Annotated in this window: 19 protein-coding genes; 12 read left to right on the forward strand and 7 right to left on the reverse strand. The window is 60.4% G+C overall.

Features of this window, described 5'->3' with window-relative positions; genetic code table 11:
* Together ACSVIK_RS14100 and trxB are read right to left on the reverse strand one after the other, a co-directional pair.
* Window positions 1–260, reverse strand: a 260-nt coding sequence (locus ACSVIK_RS14100; RefSeq protein ID WP_442444911.1) for a hypothetical protein, incomplete at its 3' end; no start/stop codon positions are given.
* 8 nt (window positions 261–268) lie between these two features.
* On the reverse strand, window positions 269–1216 hold the full coding sequence (trxB, locus tag ACSVIK_RS14105) for a thioredoxin-disulfide reductase (protein WP_442444912.1): 948 nt from the start codon (window positions 1214–1216) through the stop codon (window positions 269–271).
* Window positions 1217–1474: 258 nt separating this feature from the next.
* On the opposite strand from trxB, the gene cysZ reads away from it, so the two are divergent.
* Both cysZ and ACSVIK_RS14115 read left to right on the forward strand, forming a co-directional pair.
* Window positions 1475–2224: a sulfate transporter CysZ gene (gene cysZ, locus ACSVIK_RS14110; protein WP_442444913.1), complete on the forward strand. Its 750-nt coding sequence runs from the start codon at window positions 1475–1477 to the stop codon at window positions 2222–2224.
* 39 nt (window positions 2225–2263) lie between these two features.
* Window positions 2264–3460 (forward strand): glycosyltransferase family 4 protein, encoded by a 1197-nt coding sequence (locus ACSVIK_RS14115; protein ID WP_442444914.1) that lies wholly within the window; start codon window positions 2264–2266, stop codon window positions 3458–3460.
* Between the two features lie 8 nt (window positions 3461–3468).
* On the opposite strand, the gene ACSVIK_RS14120 is transcribed toward ACSVIK_RS14115, so the two are convergent.
* The 4 genes from ACSVIK_RS14120 to ACSVIK_RS14135 form a co-directional block, all read right to left on the reverse strand.
* Window positions 3469–4809, reverse strand: coding sequence for a sigma-54-dependent transcriptional regulator (locus ACSVIK_RS14120; RefSeq protein WP_442444915.1), 1341 nt, complete (start codon window positions 4807–4809; stop codon window positions 3469–3471).
* A gap of 2 nt (window positions 4810–4811) precedes the next feature.
* Entirely contained in the window at window positions 4812–6413 is a 1602-nt protein-coding gene (locus ACSVIK_RS14125) for a sensor histidine kinase (protein ID WP_442444916.1), read from the reverse strand.
* Entirely contained in the window at window positions 6397–6639 is a 243-nt protein-coding gene (locus ACSVIK_RS14130) for a PP0621 family protein (protein WP_442444917.1), read from the reverse strand. The genes ACSVIK_RS14125 and ACSVIK_RS14130 overlap by 17 nt, the downstream gene beginning before the upstream one ends.
* Before the next feature lie 172 nt (window positions 6640–6811).
* Window positions 6812–7804: an outer membrane protein assembly factor BamD gene (locus ACSVIK_RS14135; RefSeq protein WP_442444918.1), complete on the reverse strand. Its 993-nt coding sequence runs from the start codon at window positions 7802–7804 to the stop codon at window positions 6812–6814.
* A 139-nt stretch (window positions 7805–7943) separates the two neighbouring features.
* On the opposite strand from ACSVIK_RS14135, the gene rluD reads away from it, so the two are divergent.
* From rluD to ACSVIK_RS14155, 4 genes are all read left to right on the forward strand, one after another.
* Window positions 7944–8918, forward strand: a complete 975-nt coding sequence (gene rluD / locus ACSVIK_RS14140) for a 23S rRNA pseudouridine(1911/1915/1917) synthase RluD (RefSeq protein WP_442444919.1) — start codon at window positions 7944–7946, stop codon at window positions 8916–8918.
* The gene (gene pgeF, locus ACSVIK_RS14145; protein ID WP_442444920.1) at window positions 8915–9646 is read left to right on the forward strand and encodes a peptidoglycan editing factor PgeF; all 732 of its coding nucleotides are present in this window, start codon (window positions 8915–8917) and stop codon (window positions 9644–9646) included. The genes rluD and pgeF overlap by 4 nt, the downstream gene beginning before the upstream one ends.
* Window positions 9647–9802: 156 nt before the next feature.
* Window positions 9803–10393 carry a TetR/AcrR family transcriptional regulator gene (locus ACSVIK_RS14150; RefSeq protein ID WP_442444921.1) on the forward strand — a complete coding sequence of 197 codons (591 nt, stop codon included), beginning with the start codon at window positions 9803–9805 and terminating at the stop codon, window positions 10391–10393.
* Between the two features lie 27 nt (window positions 10394–10420).
* Window positions 10421–11530 carry an NADH:flavin oxidoreductase gene (locus ACSVIK_RS14155; protein ID WP_442444922.1) on the forward strand — a complete coding sequence of 370 codons (1110 nt, stop codon included), beginning with the start codon at window positions 10421–10423 and terminating at the stop codon, window positions 11528–11530.
* A gap of 187 nt (window positions 11531–11717) precedes the next feature.
* Here the strand turns inward: ACSVIK_RS14155 and thiO are convergent, their stop codons facing one another.
* Window positions 11718–12821, reverse strand: a complete 1104-nt coding sequence (thiO, locus tag ACSVIK_RS14160; protein WP_442444923.1) for a glycine oxidase ThiO — start codon at window positions 12819–12821, stop codon at window positions 11718–11720.
* 107 nt (window positions 12822–12928) lie between these two features.
* Here thiO and ACSVIK_RS14165 point away from each other — a divergent pair, with 107 nt between their 5' ends.
* The 6 genes from ACSVIK_RS14165 to ACSVIK_RS14190 all read left to right on the forward strand — a co-directional run bounded on the left by ACSVIK_RS14165 (window position 12929) and on the right by ACSVIK_RS14190 (window position 19862).
* On the forward strand, window positions 12929–13444 hold the full coding sequence (locus ACSVIK_RS14165; protein WP_442444924.1) for a GspH/FimT family pseudopilin: 516 nt from the start codon (window positions 12929–12931) through the stop codon (window positions 13442–13444).
* A gap of 101 nt (window positions 13445–13545) precedes the next feature.
* Window positions 13546–14028 carry a GspH/FimT family pseudopilin gene (locus tag ACSVIK_RS14170; protein ID WP_442444925.1) on the forward strand — a complete coding sequence of 161 codons (483 nt, stop codon included), beginning with the start codon at window positions 13546–13548 and terminating at the stop codon, window positions 14026–14028.
* Window positions 14025–14492, forward strand: coding sequence for a type IV pilus modification protein PilV (gene pilV, locus ACSVIK_RS14175; protein WP_442444926.1), 468 nt, complete (start codon window positions 14025–14027; stop codon window positions 14490–14492). The genes ACSVIK_RS14170 and pilV overlap by 4 nt, the downstream gene beginning before the upstream one ends.
* Window positions 14493–14494: 2 nt before the next feature.
* Window positions 14495–15520: a PilW family protein gene (locus tag ACSVIK_RS14180; protein WP_442444927.1), complete on the forward strand. Its 1026-nt coding sequence runs from the start codon at window positions 14495–14497 to the stop codon at window positions 15518–15520.
* 14 nt (window positions 15521–15534) lie between these two features.
* Window positions 15535–15993: a pilus assembly PilX family protein gene (locus ACSVIK_RS14185; protein ID WP_442444928.1), complete on the forward strand. Its 459-nt coding sequence runs from the start codon at window positions 15535–15537 to the stop codon at window positions 15991–15993.
* Window positions 15994–16034: 41 nt separating this feature from the next.
* Entirely contained in the window at window positions 16035–19862 is a 3828-nt protein-coding gene (locus ACSVIK_RS14190) for a pilus assembly protein (protein ID WP_442444929.1), read from the forward strand.
* The last annotated feature ends 14 nt before the right edge of the window (window positions 19863–19876 follow it).

Here is a 19876-nt window from a genome sequence, read left to right on the forward strand (position 1 = left end):
GGGGCCAAGCCTTTTTGCCTTCTTTTGTGGCGTTTGACAAAAGAAGGTCGCCGGGGGGCGAAACGGGAGATATCAGCTAAACGCCGATAAGCAGCTTGAACACCGAAACCAACACAAAAACTCGCCAATCCAGTATCAACCCAGCACTCCCCCCTAAAAATGCAAAGACCACTGAAAACCACAGACGATTGCACGAATGCAAATATCAACGCGGCGCAGGCAGCCAAGCCGAGGTGGTTTGCAACGACCTGCCGAGGCACGGCTGACCTCAATGCCCGTCGAGATACCGCTCCACATCCAGCGCCGCCATGCAGCCGGCCCCGGCGGAGGTGATGGCCTGGCGGTACACCGAGTCGGCCACGTCGCCCGCCGCGAACACGCCGGGGATGTTGGTGGCGGTGGCATTGCCTTCGCGCCCGCCGTTGACCACCAGATAGCCGTCCTTGAGCGCAAGCTGGCCCTCGAACAGGCTGGTGTTGGGGGTATGGCCGATGGCCACGAACAGGCCTTCCACCGCCAGCTCGCTGTGGGCGCCATCCTGGTGCTTCAGGCGCACGCCGGTGACACCGCCGGCATCGCCCAGCACTTCGTCGACCTCGGCATTCAGGCACAGCTCGATCTTGCCCTCGGCGACACGGGCCTGCAGCTTGTTCTGCAGGATCTTCTCGGCACGGAAGGCATTGCGGCGATGGATCAGGGTCACCTTGCTGGCGATGTTGGCCAGGTACAGCGCCTCTTCCACTGCGGTGTTGCCACCGCCCACCACGGCCACTTCGCGACCGCGGTAGAAGAAGCCATCGCAGGTGGCACAGGCCGATACGCCGCGCCCCATGAACGCCTCTTCGCTGGGCAGGCCCAGGTAGCGGGCACTGGCGCCAGTGGCGATGATCAGGGCATCGCAACTGTAGGTGGCGCTGTCGCCGACCAGGGTGAAAGGCTTGCCAGCCAGATCCACGGCATTGATATGGTCGAAGACGATTTCGGTGTCGAAGCGCTCGGCGTGTTCCTGCATGCGCTGCATCAGCACCGGGCCGGTCAGACCATGAGGGTCGCCCGGCCAGTTGTCCACTTCGGTGGTGGTGGTCAACTGGCCACCGGCCTGGATACCGGTGATCAACAGCGGCTTGAGGTTGGCTCGCGCAGCGTAGACCGCCGCGCTGTAACCGGCCGGGCCGGAACCGAGGATGATGACCCGGGCGTGACGAAGGTTGCTCATGCAGTGACTCCTGACTGGCGCGAAGGGCCAGCACGCAATAAAAAGGGGACTCTCGAAGCACTTGGGGAAGGCTTGCGGGGGTGAGAGCCCCCGGAAAGCGAGGCTGTGCGCAAGGCTACAGAGCCTTACTGGCGCCAGGAAATTTGCATTACCAATTCGCTACATAGACAGGCGCTATGACCCCCTACCGCTGCGCTGAACTTTCGCCCTGGCGGCGAAGTCGGTATGGTCGCGCCAATCCATCATCAGGAGGCCATCATGCCCGCCGCTCCCGTACTGTCCGGCCCGCAATACCTGCGCGAAGGTCTGAAGCTGGTGCTCAGCCCTGGCCTGCGCCTGTTCGTGCTACTGCCACTGGCCGTCAACCTGATCCTCTTTACCCTGCTGATCGGTTTCGCCGTGCGTGAGTTCAGCGGTTGGGTCGACACCTTCATGCCCACCCTGCCGAACTGGCTGAGCTTTCTGCAATACATCCTCTGGCCCCTGTTCGTGGTGCTGGTACTGCTGATGGTGTTCTTCACCTTCACCCTGCTGGCCAATATCATCGCCGCGCCGTTCAACGGCTTTCTCGCCGAGAAGGTGGAAGTGGTGGTACGCGGCGAGGATCACTTCCCGCCGTTCAGCCTTGCCGAGCTGACGGCCATGGTGCCGCGCACCCTGGGCCGGGAGATGCGCAAGCTGGCCTACTTCCTGCCACGCGCCATCGCCCTGCTGATTCTCAGCTTCATCCCGGTAGTGAACCTGGTCGCCGCGCCACTGTGGCTGTTGTTCGGCGTGTGGATGATGGCCGTGCAGTACATCGACTACCCGGCGGACAACAACAAGATGAGCTGGCCGGACATGCTTGCCTGGCTGCGCGAGAAACGCTGGCAGAGCCTGAGCTTCGGCGGCATCACCTACCTGGCGCTGCTCGTGCCAGGACTGAACATCCTGATGATGCCGGCAGCGGTGGCCGGCGCCACGCTGTTCTGGGTACGCGAACGCGCCGTCACAAAAGCGCCACGATAACGACACATTGGTTACATCGGCCAGGCAGAGACTGCTTCCATGAACGGATCCTCTCTGCATATCGCGCTGATCAGCGAAACCTTCCCGCCGGAAATCAACGGCGTCGCCAATACCCTCGGCCGCCTGGTCGAGGGGCTGCGCGGACGCGGCCATCGTGTGCAACTGGTGCGCCCCCGGCAGGCGAGCGACACCGGCACGCAAAGCGATGCCGAACTGCTGCTGACACGCGGCTGGCCATTGCCCGGCTACCCCGGCCTGCAGTGGGGTCAGTCGTCCTTGCACAAGCTCCTGCGCCGTTGGCAGCGGCAGCGCCCAGACGTGCTCTACATCGCCACCGAAGGCCCGCTCGGTCTGTCCGCCCTGCGCGCTGCCCGGCGCCTGGGGGTGCCGGTGGTCAGCGGCTTTCATACCAACTTCCAGCAGTACACGGGGCACTACGGTGTCGGCCTGCTGACCCGCGCGCTGACCAATTACCTGCGCTGGTTCCACAACCGCACGCAATTGACCCTGGTACCCAGCGTCGGCCAGAAGGTGGAGCTGGAACGCCGTGACTTCGAGCGCCTGGCCTTGCTCGCCCGTGGCGTCGACAGCCAGTTGTTCAACCCCGGCCGGCGCAGTGACGAGCTACGCACCAGCTGGGGCCTGGGGCCGGATGAGCTGGCCGTGGTGCATGTCGGCCGCCTGGCGGCGGAGAAGAACCTGGGCATGCTGGTCAAGGCCTACCAGCGCCTGCAGGCAGCCTATCCGCAGCGGCGCATGCGCCTGATCCTGGTCGGTGACGGCCCGCTGCGCAGCAGCCTCCAGGCACAACTGCCGGACGCCCTGTTCTGTGGCCTGCAACGGGGCGAAACCCTGGCGGCGCACTATGCCTCGGGCGATCTGTTCCTCTTCCCCAGCCTCTCGGAAACCTTCGGCAACGTGGTACTCGAAGCCCTGGCCTCGGGACTGGCGGTGGTCGCCTTCGATCAGGCCGCAGCGGCCCAGCACATCCACCACGGGCACAATGGCGCCTTGGCTCGGCCCGGCGACGAGCTGGGTTTCTGCGAGGCCGCCATCTGGCTACTGAACGATGCCGAAATGCTGCGCCGAGTGCGCCTCAATGCCAGGCGACATGCCAGTCACCTGAGCTGGGACGGCATCGTCAGCCAGTTCGAGCAGCACCTGCACAGCGCCCTGCTGGTGCAAGCACAGGCCAACGGCAGTGCGGCCATCGGCAGCCGCGTCTCCGGAGGCTGAAGGCCGGCTCAGTCGATGCCGAGTTTCTTCAGGCGATAGCGCATCGAGCGGAAGGTCAGCCCCAGGCGCTGGGCGGCCGCGGTGCGATTCCAGCGGGTTTCCTCCAGCGCCTGCATGATCAGTTTGCGCTCGATGTCTTCGAGGTAATCCTCGAGGTTGTCGATCTGCGCCAGGCTGGCTTCGCCGGCCTCCCCGGCGGGGCTGCAGGCATCGGCCAGGCGCAGATCAGCGGCGCTGATCTGGTCGTCCTCGCAGAGGGTGTAGGCGCGCTCGAGCATGTTCTCCAGCTCCCGCACGTTGCCCGGGAAGCGGTAGTTCTTCAGCTTTTCCAGGGCCTCGGCTTGCAGCCTGGCTGGCTCCAGGCCGCTGCCTTCGGCCAGCCGCGCCAGCATCACTGCGGCCAGTTGGGCGATGTCCTCGCGGCGCTCGCGCAGGGGCGGCACGCGCAGTTCGATGACATTGAGACGGTAGTAGAGATCCTGGCGAAAACGCCCCGCCGCCACTTCTGCCGCCAGATCCTTGTGCGTGGCGCAGAGGATGCGCACATCGACCACCACTTCCTGCTGGCCGCCCACCGCACGCACGGCCTTCTCCTGGATGGCGCGCAGCAGCTTGACCTGCATCGGCAATGGCAGGTCGGCCACCTCATCGAGGAACAGGGTGCCGCCGTTGGCCGCCTGGAACAGGCCCTGCTTGTCTTCGATGGCGCCGGTGAAGCTGCCCTTCTTGTGGCCGAAGAATTCGCTTTCCATCAGCTCGGTGGGAATCGCGCCGCAGTTGACCGGCACGAAGGGCTGCTCGGCACGCGGGCCCTGTTCGTGAATCAGGCGCGCCACCAGCTCCTTGCCGCTGCCCGACTCGCCACTGATGTACACCGGTGCCTGGCTGCGCGCGAGCTTGTGAATCTGCTTGCGCAGCGCCTTCATTGGCGGCGATTCACCAAGCAGGCGGCTGTCGACGGGCGCCTCCTGATCTTCCGGGGTACGCAGGCGCATGGCGGCGGCCACCAGCTCGCGCAGCCGGGCCAGCTCCACGGGCTTGGTGACGAAGTCGAAGGCGCCGGCCTTGAGCGCATTGATCGCGGTATCGAGGCTGCCGTAAGCGGTGATCATCGCCACCGGCACCTGGGGGTGACGCTGCTGGATGTGCTGCACCAGATCCAGGCCGGTGCCATCGGGCAGGCGCATATCGGTCAGGCACAGGTCGAAGGGCTCGCGTGCCAGCCACTCGCGCGCTTCCTTGACGTTGCGTGCGCTGCGGGTGTCCAGCTTCATGCGGCCCAGGGTGATTTCCAGCAGTTCGCGGATATCCGGTTCGTCGTCGACGATCAAGGCTCTCTGGCGGGTCATGGTCAGCTCAGTTTGCGCGGATGGGCGAAGGTGATGCGGAAACAGCTACCGCCCTCTTCGCGGGGTTTGTAATCGAGGCGGGCCTGGTTGCTTTCGCACAGCTCGCGGGAGATGTACAGGCCCAGGCCGGTGCCCTTGTTCTCCGTGGTGTAGAACGGCTCGAAGATGTGCTGCTTCTGCTCGGGCGGCACGCCGGGGCCATCGTCGAGTATCTCCAGCACCGGCAGATCGCTGACCTCGTCACGGAACAGACGTAGCCAGACCTGGCCGAGCCGGTGCTGCTGCGCGCTGTAGCGCAGGCCGTTCTGCACCAGATTGGTCAGCACCTGGTTCAGTTGCTGGGGATCCATGCGCGTCTGCAGGCTGCCACCCTGGGTGTGCAGGTGAATCTGCCGGTCAGCCGGCGCCGAGCTGCGGAACTCGCTGGCGAAGCGATGCAGCCAATACTTGAGATCGAGCAGTTGCGGCTCGGCCTGACGTCGCCGGGAAAGCTGCAGCACGTTCTCGATCACCAGGTTCATGCGCTTGGAGTGATCCTGAATGATCTGCGCCAGACGCTGATCCGGCCCCTGCAGATCTTCGGACTCCTGCAGCAATTGCGCGGCATGGCTGATGGCGCCGAGCGGGTTGCGAATCTCATGGGCGATGCCGGCAGTCAAGCGCCCGAGCGAGGCCAGTTTGAGCTGCTGCGCCTGCTGGGCGATCTGCGAGATATCGTCGAGAAACACCAGGGTGTGTTGCTGCCTGCCGCGTTGCAGGGAAATGAAACTGGGTTGCAGCACGGGGCCATCGACCTGCGTCTGCAGGCTTGCCGGGCGCAGGGTGGGGTTGTGCTGCCACTGCTGCAGGCGTTTGACCAGCTCGGGGCAATGCGGGTCGAGGATCTTGCCAGCCAGTTCGCCCTGCCCCAGCAACTGCGTGGCACCCTGATTGGCCAGCAGCACGCGGTGCTGGGTGTCGAGCACCAGGATGCCGGTGCGCATGCGCTGGATGATCTGGGTGTTGAGCTCTTCGAGGTTGGCCACATCCGCTGCGCGCTGCTCGGCCAGGGTCTCGCTCAGGCGCAGGCGCCGGGTGACGCCCTGAATGAACAAGGCCCCGGCGAAACACAACGAGCCCAAGGCACCCGCCTGCACGTACTGGGACGAAGCGGCGGGGTAGCGCAGGCTCAGGTAGAAGGTGGCGAAGATCAGCGCCAGCGCGGCGATGGCGGCGATCAGCAGGCCGATGCGGCCGCGCAGAAGGATATTGGCGATGGCCACCGCCACCACCAGCAGGTTGCCGATGCCGCTGGGCGTGCCACCGGCGGCATAGAACAGGGCCGAGAGGAAGATCACATCCACCAGCGCCAGGCTGAACAGTTGCAGCATGTGCCGGGGTTTGTGCACCAGCACGGCGATGAAGATGTTGGTGATCAGGTAGATCCAGCTACCGGTGCGAAACAGCTCGATGTGCACCAGATCGAGCAACTGCTCGTCGAGCTTGCTGGATATCAGCAGCACCAGCGCCAGGCCGATGCTCAGCCGATAGAAGTGATAAAGCCTGAGAATCCGCCGGGCCGGTACGCTATCCAGGCCTGCGAAGCTCTCAGCGATCACCGGCATGCGGGCCTTGCTCGAGGTGTGCCTGGCTGCAGAACCACTGCTGATCCTGGCTCAGCGCCTCGCTCTGGGGGACGTGCACGCCACAATGGGCGCAGCGCACCATGGGCGCGGCGGCATCGGCCGGCGGCGCCTGCCGGCGAGGTTTCGGCGCGCTGATGTAACGGCGCCAGACCCAGACTGCCGCGCAGATGATGGCGATCCAGAACAACAGGCGAAACAGTCCCATGGTGCATGCTTTCCTTTGGTCGAGGCTGGCAGTTTAGCCAAGCGCAGGCCGTCGGCACAGAGGCCAAATGGCAAGCCGTGCGCAGTTCGGCAAAGGCAGCGCGCCCCTGGCGCTTTCTCACGCCCATGAAAAAGGAGGCCGAAGCCTCCTTTGTCTGCGTGCTGCCTAAGAATCAGTCGAACAGGCCGAAGGTCAGGTAGCTCCAGAAGGAACGCTTCTTCTCGGTCTGGCCGGTCTTGGCATCCTGCTGCAGCTCACGCGGAATCTGCTGCTCGGCGTCTTCGTACTGACGAATCACGTCCTGGCTGGCGCGGGTCTCGCCCGGTGGCAGCGGAGCCGCGGAGTCGAACAGACCGAGGGTGGCCTTGGCCAGCCAGGAGTGCTCGTCGTCGCCCTCTTCCAGCGGCACGAACTGGCCATCCTGCAGGCTGGGGTGATCCGGGTAGTTGAGCTTGAGGGTTTCCAGGCTGGTGGCCGCCAGTTCGTCCAGGGACAGGCGCTGGTAGGCCTCGGTCATGATCGCCAGGCCATCGCCGACCGACGGGGTTTCCTGGAAGTTTTCCACCACGTAACGACCACGGTTGGCCGCCGCCACGTAGGCCTGGCGCTTGAGGTAGTAGTGGCCGACATGGATTTCGTAGGCCGCCAGCAGGTTGCGCAGGTAGATCATGCGCTGCTTGGCGTCCGGCGCGTAGCGGCTGGTCGGGTAGCGGCTGGTGAGCTGGGCGAACTCGTTGAAGGAGTCACGCGCCGCGCCTGGGTCACGCTTGGTCATGTCCAACGGCAGGAAGCGCGCCAGCAGGCCGCGATCCTGGTCGAACGAGGCCAGGCCCTTGAGGTAGTAGGCGTAGTCGACATTGGGGTGCTGCGGGTGCAGACGGATGAAACGCTCCGCCGAGGTCTTGGTGGCCTCCGGCTCGACGTTCTTGTAGTAGGCGTAGATCAGCTCCAGTTGCGCCTGCTCGGCATAACGACCGAAGGGGTAGCGCGACTCCAGCGCCTTGAGCTTGGCAATGGCCTGGGTGTAACTGCGGTTGTCCAGGTCGGCCTGGGCCTGCTGGTACAGCTCCGCCTCGCTGAGGTTTTCATCGACCTCCGGCTGCTTGGAAGAGCAGGCGGCGGTAAGGGCGAGGATGGCGATCAGCAGCAGGTGTTTCACTTGCATAGCGGCTTGCGTCCCTGTGACGGCTGCAGGGCCGTCCTGTTATGATGAGCGCCCCCTGGAACCCCCTGGGGCAAAGACGCCGTATTTAACCACAAGCCCGTCGCCGAAACCAAAGGCCGGGCGCCCGCCGTTGCCGAAGATGACTTCCACCATTAAACAGCCCATCCAACTCCAGGCCGAAGTGCCCTTCGAACTGGGCGGCCAGCGCCTCGATCAGGTCGCCGCACAACTGTTCGACGAGTTCTCCCGCTCGCGTCTTTCCGCCTGGATCAAGGACGGCCGCCTGACCGTCGACGGCGCCGTGGCACGCCCGCGCGACACCGTGCATGCCGGCTCGAAGCTGGTGCTCGATGCCGAGCAGGAGGCCCAGGGCGAGTGGGTGGCGCAGGACATCGAGCTGAACATCGTCTATGAGGACGAACACCTGCTGGTGATCGACAAGCCGGCCGGCCTGGTGGTGCATCCGGCTGCCGGGCATGCCGACGGCACCCTGCTCAACGCCCTGCTGCATCACGTGCCGGACATCGTCAACGTACCGCGTGCCGGCATCGTTCACCGCCTGGACAAGGACACCACCGGCCTGATGGTGGTGGCCAAGACCCTGCAGGCGCAGACCAATCTGGTCGAGCAACTGCAGAAGCGCAGCGTCAGCCGCATCTATGAATGCATCTGCATCGGCGTGATTACCGCCGGTGGCACCATCGACGCGCCCATCGGCCGCAGTTCCAGCCAGCGCCAGCGCATGGCGGTGACCGATGGCGGCAAACCGGCTATCAGCCATTACCGCGTGCTGGAGCGCTACCGCTCGCACACCCATGCCCGGGTCAAGCTGGAAACCGGGCGCACTCACCAGATTCGCGTGCACATGAGCCATGTCGGCTACCCGCTGGTAGGCGACCCGGTCTACGCCGGGCGCTTCCGTATTCCGCCGGCGGCCAGCCAGAGTCTGGTACAGAGCCTCAAGGAGTTTCCGCGCCAGGCCCTGCATGCACGCTTTCTCGAACTCGACCACCCGGCCAGCGGCCAGCGCATGAAGTGGGAATCGCCGTTGCCGGACGATCTGGTCTGGCTGCTGACCCTGCTGCGTCAGGATCGCGAGGCCTTCGTCGGGTGAGCGCCCACGACTGGCTGACGCCCGACTGGCCCGCGCCGGCCAATGTGCGCGCCTGCGTGACGACGCGTAGCGGTGGGGTCAGCGCGGCACCATTCGACAGTTTCAACCTCGGCGATCATGTCGATGATGACCCGGCAGCCGTCGCCGCCAATCGCGCCCATCTGGTCGACACCCTGGGCTGCCAGCCCGCCTGGCTGCGCCAGGTGCATGGCATTGCGGTGACCGAAGCCGATCCGGCGACAGTCATCGAAGCCGACGGTGCCTGGACGACCACCCCCGGTATCGCCTGCACGGCGATGACCGCCGATTGCCTGCCCGCCCTGTTCTGCGACCGTGCCGGCAGCCGTGTGGCCGCGGCCCATGCCGGCTGGCGCGGGCTGGCTGGCGGGGTACTGGAAGCCACCGTAAAGGCGCTGGACGTGGCACCACAGGAACTGCTGGTGTGGCTCAGCCCAGCCATTGGCCCGGCGGCCTTCGAGGTGGGTGGCGAGGTGCGCGAAGCCTTCCTGCGCCAGCATGCCGAGGCCGAGCGCGCCTTCGTTCCGGGCGCAAGCGAAGGCAAATTCATGGCCGATATCTATCAATTGGCACGCATTCGTCTGGCCGCCATCGGCGTCACGGCAGTCAGCGGTGGCGGCCTGTGCACCTATAACGACCCGCGCTTCTATTCCTACCGCCGCAGCGCTCGCACCGGGCGCTTCGCCTCGCTGGTCTGGTTGCAGCCCTGAATTGATCCGTAGGAGCGAGCTCTGCTCGCGAATCCTGCCCAAAAGCTCACTCCTACCTGTTCTGGCTTGGGCATTCGCCTAGTGTTCTTCTAGCCCTTAATCACCAACATCAATAGTGCTGTGCCGAGCGAGACGACCGGTCATATGCTCGACGCCATGAACAGCATTCGACTCGACAAGCGCGACCTGATCCTGAGCAAAGGCTCGGCGGTGATGACCCGACGCGGTTATCACGGCACCGGCGTGCTGGAGATCGTCCAGGCAGCCGGGATTCCCAAGGGCAGCTTCTATCACTACTTCGCCAGCAAGGAAGACTTTGCCCTGCAGGCGCTGGCCTTCATCTATCGCCCGCGCCTGGCGCGTTATGCCCAGGCACTCAATGACCCGGCGTTGAGTCCGCGCGCACGCATTCTCGCTTACTACCGCGAACTGCTGGCGCACTTCGCCCGGCAGGAGACGCCGCAGTACCACTGCTTCATCGGCAGCCTGAGTTTTGAGATGAGCGAGATGCTGCCGGCGATCGGCGCTGAGGTTGCAGCCATCCAGCAAGCCTCGGTGGATATCCTGCGCGACTGCCTGGAACAGGCGCAGGCCGCCGGTGAACTGCCGAGCGACGAGGACTGCGGCAATCTCGCCACCTTCATCAGCGACGCCTGGCAGGGCGTGTTGGCCCGCCTCAAGGTCGGCCGCAACCTGCAACCGCTGCATGCTTTCGTCACCCGCCTGGAGCGTTTGCTGCAGGCCTGATGACCCTTCAACCCCAGAGGAAAGATGATGAGCGCTCCCGTTCAAGCCCTGTTCGCCCCATTCCGCCTCGGTAACTTGGAACTGCCGACCCGCGTGGTCATGGCCCCGATGACCCGCTCCTTCTCGCCCGGTGGCGTGCCCAATGCCAAGGTGGTCGAGTACTACCGTCGCCGAGCCGCTGCGGGTGTGGGCCTGATCATCACCGAAGGCACCACCGTTGGCCACAAGGCTGCCAACGGCTACCCGAACGTGCCGCGTTTCTACGGCGAGGATGCACTGGCCGGCTGGAAGCAGGTGGTGGAGGCGGTGCACGGTGAAGGCGGCAAGATCGTCCCGCAGCTCTGGCACGTGGGCAACGTGCGCCGCCTGGGCACCGAGCCAGACGCCAGCGTGCCCGGCTATGGCCCGATGGAAAAGCTAAAGGACGGCGAAGTGGTGGTGCATGGCATGACCCAGTCCGATATCGACGAGGTGATCGCCGCCTTCGCCCAGGCCGCGCGCGATGCCCAGGCCATCGGCATGGACGGCGTGGAGATCCACGGCGCCCACGGCTACCTGATCGACCAGTTCTTCTGGGAAGGCAGCAACCAGCGTACCGACAGCTACGGCGGCGACCTGGCCGCGCGTTCGCGTTTCGCCATCGAGCTGATCCAGGCCGTGCGCGCCGCCGTTGGCCCGGACTTCCCGATCATCCTGCGCTACTCGCAGTGGAAGCAGCAGGACTACAGCGCGCGCCTGGTGCAGACTCCGCAAGAGCTGGAAGCCTTCCTCAAGCCCCTGTCCGAGGCTGGCGTGGATATCTTCCACTGCTCGACCCGGCGCTTCTGGGAGCCGGAATTCGAGGGCAGCGACCTCAACCTGGCCGGCTGGACGCGCAAGCTCACCGGCAAGCCGACCATTACCGTGGGCAGTGTCGGCCTGGATGGCGAATTCCTGCAATTCATGGTCAAGACCGATAAGATGGCCGAACCGGCCAGCCTGGAAAACCTGCTGGAACGCCTGAACAAGCAGGAATTCGACCTGGTGGCCGTGGGCCGCGCCCTGCTGGTGGATCCGGACTGGGCGCTGAAGGTACGTGAAGGTCGCGAACAGGACATCCAGCCCTTCAGCCGCGAAGCCCTGAATACCCTGGTGTGAAAGCAATAACGCCGCGCCCATGCGTATGGGCGCGGCGTTCTTTCATGCGTCAGGCCGGCAGGCCGTTGAAAAACGTAGGCGAGGCAGACAAGACAAGGCAAAAACAGCCGAAAAAGCGCAGTTTACGTGTTGTAAATGAGCATTTTGAGGTTGTTTTTAATGCAGTATTGTCAACGCAGGTAGTTTTTCAACTGCCTGCCAGACGGCCATCGACTGCATAAGCACGCGGATCGATGATCGGCCTGTTGCCCAGCATCAGATCGGTCAGCAGTCGACAGGACGCCGGCGCCAGCACCAGTCCGTTGCGGAAATGCCCGCAGTTGAGCCATAGCCCCGGGTGCGACGCCAGCTCGCCAATGAAGGGAACCCCAGCCGGCGAGCCGGGCCGTAGCCCCGCCCAGTGCCCAGCCACCTCGGCATTCGCCAGCGCTGGCAACAACCCTTCGGCGGACGCCTTGAGGCTTGCCAATGCGCTATCGGTCGGGGTCTTGTCGAAGCCTTCATATTCCAGAGTGCTGCCCACCAATACATGGCCATCGCGCCGAGGAATGGCGTAGCGCCCCTTGGCCAGTACCATGCTCGGCAGAAAATCCTCGGCGCATTTGTAAAGAATCATCTGCCCCTTCACCGGCTCGACCGGCAGCGCCAGGCCCAGCGTCTTGAGCAGCTCTCCGCTCCAGGCCCCGGCCGCCAGCACCACACGCTCGGCGCGCATCTCGCCGCTGTCGGTGAGCACGCCGCATACACGCCCCTGCTCCTGGATGAAGCCACGCACCGGGCAGTGTTCATGCACCTGCACGTTGGGCAAGGCCGCCAACGCCGCACGCAGTGCTCTGACCAAGCGCGGGTTGCGCACATTGGCCACGCCCGGCATATGAATGGCGCGCTCGAAGCCAGGCCTCAGCACCGGCACCTGCCGATATACCTGCTCCATCGCTACCGGATCGAGCGCCCGCCCCTGCCGCCGCGCCCAGGCCAGCGCCTCGGCCTCGTCGTCCAGATCGAGCCAATACAGGCCCGTGACATGCACCTGCGGATCGATCCCCGTCATGGCCAGCAGCTCATCGGCCAGACCCGGGTAGAAATCCTGCGACCAATGCGCCAGCGCCGTTACCGCCGCACTGTAGCGCCAGGGATAGAGCGGCGAAACGATGCCGCCACCGGCCCAGGAGGATTCGGAACCAACCCAACTGCGCTCCACAAGCCGTACTCGCTTGCCGGCCAGCGCCAGTTGATAAGCCGACAACAACCCAACAACCCCACCACCAGTAACGATCACATCCACCGCCACAATCCCCCTCAAACACGGATGACTGGCCTTGACAACGGAGCCTCAAGGACTGTAAAGAAAAAGCTGGCCAGGAGGCCATCAATCATACGTGCAAAGGGACTTGAACGATGATTCAAAATAGACAGAGGGCGTACAGCCTGGTCGAGCTGCTGATTAGCCTGGTTATTCTCGGCATATTCATGACCATCGTAATTCCTGGATTCAGCAGTCATGTGCAGCAAGCCCAAGAGAAAGCATACGTAGATGATATGCTAGCTGCGCTGCACTTCTCTCGTATTGAAGCGGTTACCAGGCGAACCACCGTCAGCCTTTGCGATAACATCGATGCATGCAGCAACCGCTGGCAGAATCAACTCGTGGTATTCATCGATAGCAACCAGAGCGGACGCTTGGATGAAAGCGAGATCGCGTTACGTACACTGCCAATCAGTCCGCCATATAGCTGGAACTGGTCTAATTTCCGCAACCAGAATCATATCGCCTTCAAATCCAACGGAATGACCCACAGCCTGAATGGCACCCTCACGCTGTGCCACGGGGCAACGGCAAAATATGCCATTGTGATAAACATCGCAGGCAGAACGAGACTTGAATCCACCTCTGATGACAGCCGGTGCGAGTAAACGACCACTCAGCCAGATTAACCAACCGGATATCCTCCCCCCCTGCCTTGTCAGACAGTAAATTGCGATCATTTGTTGGCCAAGAATCAGCGAGATCCGCCATGCGCTTTAACCGAGGCTTCACCCTGATCGAACTAATGGTAACGATCGCCGTATTGGCCATCGTGGTGAGTATTGCTGCCCCCTCCTTCAGCAACATCCTACAGGAGAACCGCACCCTGTCTCTTACCAACGAACTGCAAGGCGCACTGCAACTGGCACGCTCCGAAGCGGTGAAACGAGGCAAAGACATCACCATCTGCCGTCGCAACGCCGCGGGTAACGGCTGCCAGAATGGCACCGACTGGGCAGGTGGCTGGATCATCATGGCAGGCAATCTGGTAATCAAAAGCTGGGACAGCGCAGGCAGCCTTGTCGTCGAAGGCCCTAACGCGGGCCTGACCTTCAGGCCCAACGGCATGACTTCGGCAGCGGCAACCACAGTTTTCTCGGTCAACGCCAGCACTTGCGTTGATCAGCAAAAACGCAAGGTCGAGGTATCCATCATTGGTACGACCAGCACAACCAAGGTGAACTGCTCATGACAGGCTTGTCCCATCGAGCGCAAGCGGGCGCCACGCTTATCGAAGTACTGGTAGCTATCGTGGTGTTGTCCATCGGCCTGCTCGGCCTGGCAGGCCTGCAGGCGACCAGTATCCAAGCTAACCAGAGCGCATATTATCGCTCTCAAGCCTCGATACTGGCAGCAGACATCACTGACCGCATGCGTGCCAATCGTAAGGCTGCCCAAGCCGGCGACTACAACCTCAGCAGCCTTACCAATACCTACACGACGACAACGACTCGCAAGGACAAAGACCTAAGTGAATGGATATCCCTTGTCACCAAGTTGCCCAGTGGCAAGGCCCGCATAGAAAGAGACAATTCTACTGGCCTCGTGACCATCACCATCAACTGGGATGAAAGCCGTGGCGCGATCAAGAAATCAGATGGCACTACAGCAACAGCTGACGCAACCGCTAACTTCGTTTATCGAACAGAGATATGAGCATGCGCACAGTCCATCTACAACACGGCCTTTCGCTTATCGAGCTGATGATCGCCATGGCCTTGAGCCTGTTACTGATGCTTGGGGTGCTACAGATCTTTCTGTCCAGCAAGCAGACCTACTCAGTCAATAGCGCACTCTCCCGCGTTCAAGAAAGCGGCCGTTTCGCTATAGATTTCATTACCTATGATCTGCGGAATGCAGGCTACAAGGGCGAGTGCTTTTCTGATGTAGACGGTAGTTCAAGTGATGACCGATTGAACATCAATCAAGCTTTGAAAGGCTGGGAGGCCCAGACCAACCTGCCAGATTGGCCAGCCAATCTTGGCACAGATAAAACGCCCGGCACTGACAGCATACTGATCAAACACGCAGCAACCAGCGCTGGAGAACTTGGCACTTCAGATATAGCAATCGACGCAACAAGTATCACTATGAACAGCACCAATAGTGAGGCCAAGAATACCAATGTGCTCATCAGTAGCGCGCTCGGTTGCGATATTTTTAAAAGCGGGGACATCACAGCCACCACTATCGGCAAATCCAGCAGTGGCAATCTGAGCCGATCCTACACCCCCACCATCACTAAGGTTCTACTATTTCAAAGCAATCAGTACTACATCAAGAACGGTGCCAATGGTTCTATTCCTGCGCTCTGGCGAACCAGTTGGAAAACTGGCACCACAACGCCTTCTACTCAGGAGTTGATCGAGGGCATTCAAGACCTGCAATTTGAATATGGTATCAGCACGGGCACCGGTGAAAACCGCGCCATCTCTGATAATGCATTCGTCAAAGCCGATGCGGTCACTAATTGGGACAATGTAGCAGCGGTAAAAATTCGACTCCTCGCGCTTGGCAACGAAGTGAACGTATCGCCCGAAGCCCAGGTTTATGACCGAGAAAAAGGCTTGATCTGCAAGAAGGGCGGCAGCGCCTGCACATCGGCCGACAGCATCGACATTCCAGATCGCCGACTTGGTCAGGTATTTACAGCCGTGGTCAGCCTGCGCAATAGACTGCCATGAACAGAGGTTCTCTTATGAATACCAGAAAACAACAGGGTGCTATTTTGATAGTAGCACTGATCATGCTGTTGCTTGTCACCATCATCGGCCTTGCCAGCATGCGCGGTACCTCTTTGCAAGAACGCATGGCAGGCAACCTTAGAGACCAGGAACTGGCATTGCAGGCCGCAGAAGCTGCCCTGCGTGAAGGTGAGAGCGTCGTAACCAATAAATTTGAAGCCAATACTCTCGGCACCCTATCGGTCGCAGACGAAACCGGCAGCTACGCATCCTTCCCAGGCGTGGCCAAAGACCCGACCTACACGCTCAGGCAGCTAGCCACCATCCGAACCAGTACCGAAGTGGGAGTTCCGACTGATGAAGAAGGCACCATCGTACGCATTACAGCCACTGGCTTCGGCATGGCCAAGGATGATGCCAATACTCCCAGCACAACGAGCAAGCTGAGCTCTGTATTTCTGGTTGAACAATGAAGCGCCCTGCCCTTCTCCGAATTTCACGTGGAGCCTCCACAATGAATCGCCTTGCGATGACTTTCAAAGTAGCTAAAACAGCAACGGCCTTCCTGCTAACCAGCGGCATATTGCTTTCAGCACCAGCTTATTCTGCCGAAGTATCACAGGTTCCCTTATTGCTGGGCGGCGGCAGCGTGCCTGGCAACCTGGCCTTAGTGCCTTCGGTTGAATGGCCCACGCTGGTCAGCGTGGCGAACCTGGGCAACTACAGCTCGGCAAAAACCTACGTGGGGTATTTCGACTCGAACAAATGCTACACCTATAATAAAGTCGATGAATGGTTTGAGCCCGGCGCAAACAACTCCGCTACCGATAGAAAATGCGGCGGCCGCTACCAATGGAGTGGCAACTTCCTCAACTGGGCAGGCACGCCAACCATCGACCCATTTCGTAGTGCTCTCACTGGTGGTTACAGAGTAAGAGATGAGAACAATCTGACCGTTCTCAGCAAGTCGAGAAACCCCGGTTACGACGCAGGCAACCGAATCACCGATGCCCAAGGCCGAGTACCTACCAGTGAAATCCAAGGGGCAACCCCTGCAAACTCAAATTGGAGCAATTTCAATATTCGCCAGCAAGGATTGGGAACCTATATTTATTTCTCCAATTGGAGCGACAAGCTTTGGGATGACGCAAACTCCGTTAGTGAGCAAACCGACTATGACCCTAGCAATGCTAAACAATTTAACGACGGCAGACTTGTCACCGACTACGGCAGGCGTCCTAACCTGAAAAGCGTTTACAAGATTAACATGCGCGTCAAGGTTTGCGTGCCAGACCGATTGGAAGCGAACTGCAAAGAATACCCGAATGGCAACTACAAGCCAGAAGGTCTACTACAGCAATACTCAGGCACCCTGAGATACAGTGCCTTCGGCTACCTAAATGACCCGTCGTCTACCCGTGACGGTGGCGTACTGCGGGCGAAACAGAAGTTCATTGGTGACAAAAAAATCACGCGCAACGTTGGAGAGGAGAATAACGCTGCAAGGGAGTGGGATCCACAAACAGGCATCCAAGTCCAAAATCCGGACGGCATCAGCACTGCCATGGGTGTGACTATTAATGATAGCGGGGTACTAAATTACATCAACAAATTCGGCCAGCTCAACAATAACGACTACAAGAGCTACGACCCGGTTAGTGAGTTGTATTACACAGCCATGCGCTATTTCAGAAGACTTCCCAGTGTGGATGCTTATTCCAGCAACAACGACGCCAATAGCAACACACGCGCACGTTGGGCGGACAACTTCCCGGTAATTACTGCCTGGGATGATCCCATCGAATACGCCTGCCAGAAAAACGTGATTCTTGGCATAGGCGATGTCAATACCTGGAATGACAAGAACCTGCCCGGCAACACCAATAGCTCTAGCGAGCCAAACAAGCCTAGTGAAGTAAGTGGCGACACTACAATCAATAGCAACACGGCGATGGATGCTGTGCGCGCTACACAGACTATCTTCAACCTCGAGGGCGTTACCACCAGTGCTTCGGCCCAAGCATTTACTGGTAGAGACAACTCGGCTTATATCGCTGGACTCGCCTATTTGGCCAATACCACAGACATACGTCCTGGCTTAGCGGGCAAACAATCCATTTCCACGTTCTGGGTAGACGTGAGGGAAAATCAGGTTCTGGCATCCAAGAATAGAAACCAGTACTGGCTAGCGACGAAATATGGCGGTTTCAAAGTACCAGAGGACTTTGGTGATCCCTATGCACGCAGTACCGCCTTACCGGAAGCCTGGTGGCACACCACTACTGACATGCTGGCTGATAATTACCCACGTCCCGACAATTTCTTCGTAGCCAGTGATGCAACTCGCATGGTTGAAAGCCTTAAGACTGCTTTCGCGAAGATTGCCCAAGAAGTGAACAGCACCACTACCACTCTCGCAACCAACTCAACGCGTCTGGAAACCGACACTGCTGTGTTCCAGTCCTCGCTGAACAGCAAGCTGTGGAGCGGCGACCTGCTGGCCAAGAAAGTCAACACCAACGGCACAATTGCGACAAGCGCGACCTGGAGCGCAGCCGCTGCACTCGACTCAATAAGCGACGAAGATACCGATAACCGCAAGATTTTCACTCCGGTGCCTCTGGTCAATGCCAGCCCAGAAGGCAACGGCATGATCAGCACCAGCGCGACCACATTCACTTGGAGTAACGGAATAGGCGATGCCCTTAAAAGCCTGTTGCATACCGATAGCGAACGGATTGCAAATGATGCAACAAATGCGCAAAGGCGACTCGAGTTCCTGCGTGGAAACCGCAGCCTGGAGCGCACAACAGATGATCAGAGCAAGCAATTCCGCCAGCGCGCAAGCCGTTTGGGCGATATCATCAACTCCGATCCGCAGTTCGTCGCCAATCAGGATTACGGCTATACGCGCCTGATAGGGAGCAGTTGGACAAGTGCACGCGAAGCTTATGCGCAGTTCCGGGCGAACAATGCCAACCGTACGCCCATGGTGATCGTGGGCGCCAATGACGGCATGTTGCATGGCTTCAACGCCAGCATGGCGGAAAATGGCAATGGCGGTAAGGAGCTATTCGCCTTTATTCCAAATGGCGTCTTTGCCAACTTGATCGATCTGACCAGCCCGACTTACTCCCACCGCTACTATGTTGACGGCACACCGCGCGTTTCCGATGCATGGCTGGGTAGTAGCTGGAAAACCATCGTTGCTGGTACCACCGGAGCAGGGGGACGTAGCGTCTTTGCTCTGGACATCACAGATCCAACGAACATGGGCACCAACAAATTCCTCTGGGAGTTCAGCCACCCGGATATGGGGGCACCGATTGGTCAACCTGCGATCGTGGCACTACCCAATGGCAAGTTCTCTGTTGTGGTCACCAGCGGATACCATAGTACCGAACAGAGCACAGCCAAGATCTGGTTCCTTGATGCAGCCAACGGCAATGTTCTTAAAACCATCACTCTTAACACCACTGGCGACTTGGGCGCGCCGTTGCTGACGGATCTGAATGGCGACCAGGTGGCTGAACGCCTGTATGTTGGCGACACGAAAGGCAATCTGTGGCGTATTGACCTTAGCAGCAACGTCGATAACTGGACAGCGCCTTCCGCCCCGTTCTTTGTTGCCCAAGATGCTGCAAACAACCGGCAACCTATCACTGCACCATTGGCTTCGACCTTCAACGAAAAAGGCCAGCACATGGTGTTTTTTGGTACGGGCTCCTACATGAAAGTTGGTGACAATGAAATTCCCGAGTCACCGCCCACGCAGAGCTTCTATGCCATCGTTGATGACGGCACCACCGTTACTAGATCCAATTTACTTGCCCAAGAGATTCTTTCGGAAGTTCAGACCAACAGTTTTCAGGGACGCACAGTCAGCAACAACAACTTAACTAACCAGAAAGGCTGGTATCTGGATCTGGCCTGGAAATCTAGCCGAGGCGGATCAGGCGCTAAAGGCGAACGAGTAATATCCAAGGCGACATTACGTTCGGATCGGGTCATATTCACCAGCATGACGCCATCAAGGGATCCCTGTAAGGCTGGCGGTACAAGCTGGGTCATGGCGCTGAATATCACCAGTGGTTCAAGACTCAATTACACCTACTTCGATACCAACAAAGATGGCAATTTGAGTGAGGCAGACAATATCGGCAAAGGGAATGACCAGATCCCTGTTTCTGGCATATCTGACCCCGATATCGGTGTAATCAAGGGGGCCACACCTCTGTACCGGTGGCTTTGCTACGCGAGTTCAGCGGCGGCCACACCACAGTGCATCAAGGTTGCAGGATCACAGCGCTATGGACGCCATGCCTGGCAAGAATCAAGATGACAACAGACCATCAC

The organism is Pseudomonas sp. NCHU5216 (assembly GCF_052156495.1).
Taxonomy (GTDB): Bacteria; Pseudomonadota; Gammaproteobacteria; order Pseudomonadales; family Pseudomonadaceae; genus Aquipseudomonas.

What these genes read in the sequence shown, in the direction of transcription:
- ACSVIK_RS14125 (WP_442444916.1), bottom strand. Translation starts at nt 6,413, where the DNA reads ATGCCGGTGATCGCTGAGAGCTTCGCAGGCCTGGATAGCGTACCGGCC.
- ACSVIK_RS14135 (WP_442444918.1), bottom strand. Translation starts at nt 7,804, where the DNA reads ATGCAAGTGAAACACCTGCTGCTGATCGCCATCCTCGCCCTTACCGCC.
- ACSVIK_RS14185 (WP_442444928.1), top strand. Translation starts at nt 15,535, where the DNA reads ATGAATACCAGAAAACAACAGGGTGCTATTTTGATAGTAGCACTGATC.
- trxB (WP_442444912.1), bottom strand. Translation starts at nt 1,216, where the DNA reads ATGAGCAACCTTCGTCACGCCCGGGTCATCATCCTCGGTTCCGGCCCG.
- ACSVIK_RS14130 (WP_442444917.1), bottom strand. Translation starts at nt 6,639, where the DNA reads ATGGGACTGTTTCGCCTGTTGTTCTGGATCGCCATCATCTGCGCGGCA.
- rluD (WP_442444919.1), top strand. Translation starts at nt 7,944, where the DNA reads ATGACTTCCACCATTAAACAGCCCATCCAACTCCAGGCCGAAGTGCCC.
- cysZ (WP_442444913.1), top strand. Translation starts at nt 1,475, where the DNA reads ATGCCCGCCGCTCCCGTACTGTCCGGCCCGCAATACCTGCGCGAAGGT.
- ACSVIK_RS14180 (WP_442444927.1), top strand. Translation starts at nt 14,495, where the DNA reads ATGCGCACAGTCCATCTACAACACGGCCTTTCGCTTATCGAGCTGATG.
- ACSVIK_RS14120 (WP_442444915.1), bottom strand. Translation starts at nt 4,809, where the DNA reads ATGACCCGCCAGAGAGCCTTGATCGTCGACGACGAACCGGATATCCGC.
- ACSVIK_RS14170 (WP_442444925.1), top strand. Translation starts at nt 13,546, where the DNA reads ATGCGCTTTAACCGAGGCTTCACCCTGATCGAACTAATGGTAACGATC.
- ACSVIK_RS14190 (WP_442444929.1), top strand. Translation starts at nt 16,035, where the DNA reads ATGAATCGCCTTGCGATGACTTTCAAAGTAGCTAAAACAGCAACGGCC.
- ACSVIK_RS14115 (WP_442444914.1), top strand. Translation starts at nt 2,264, where the DNA reads ATGAACGGATCCTCTCTGCATATCGCGCTGATCAGCGAAACCTTCCCG.
- ACSVIK_RS14150 (WP_442444921.1), top strand. Translation starts at nt 9,803, where the DNA reads ATGAACAGCATTCGACTCGACAAGCGCGACCTGATCCTGAGCAAAGGC.
- ACSVIK_RS14165 (WP_442444924.1), top strand. Translation starts at nt 12,929, where the DNA reads ATGATTCAAAATAGACAGAGGGCGTACAGCCTGGTCGAGCTGCTGATT.
- pilV (WP_442444926.1), top strand. Translation starts at nt 14,025, where the DNA reads ATGACAGGCTTGTCCCATCGAGCGCAAGCGGGCGCCACGCTTATCGAA.
- ACSVIK_RS14155 (WP_442444922.1), top strand. Translation starts at nt 10,421, where the DNA reads ATGAGCGCTCCCGTTCAAGCCCTGTTCGCCCCATTCCGCCTCGGTAAC.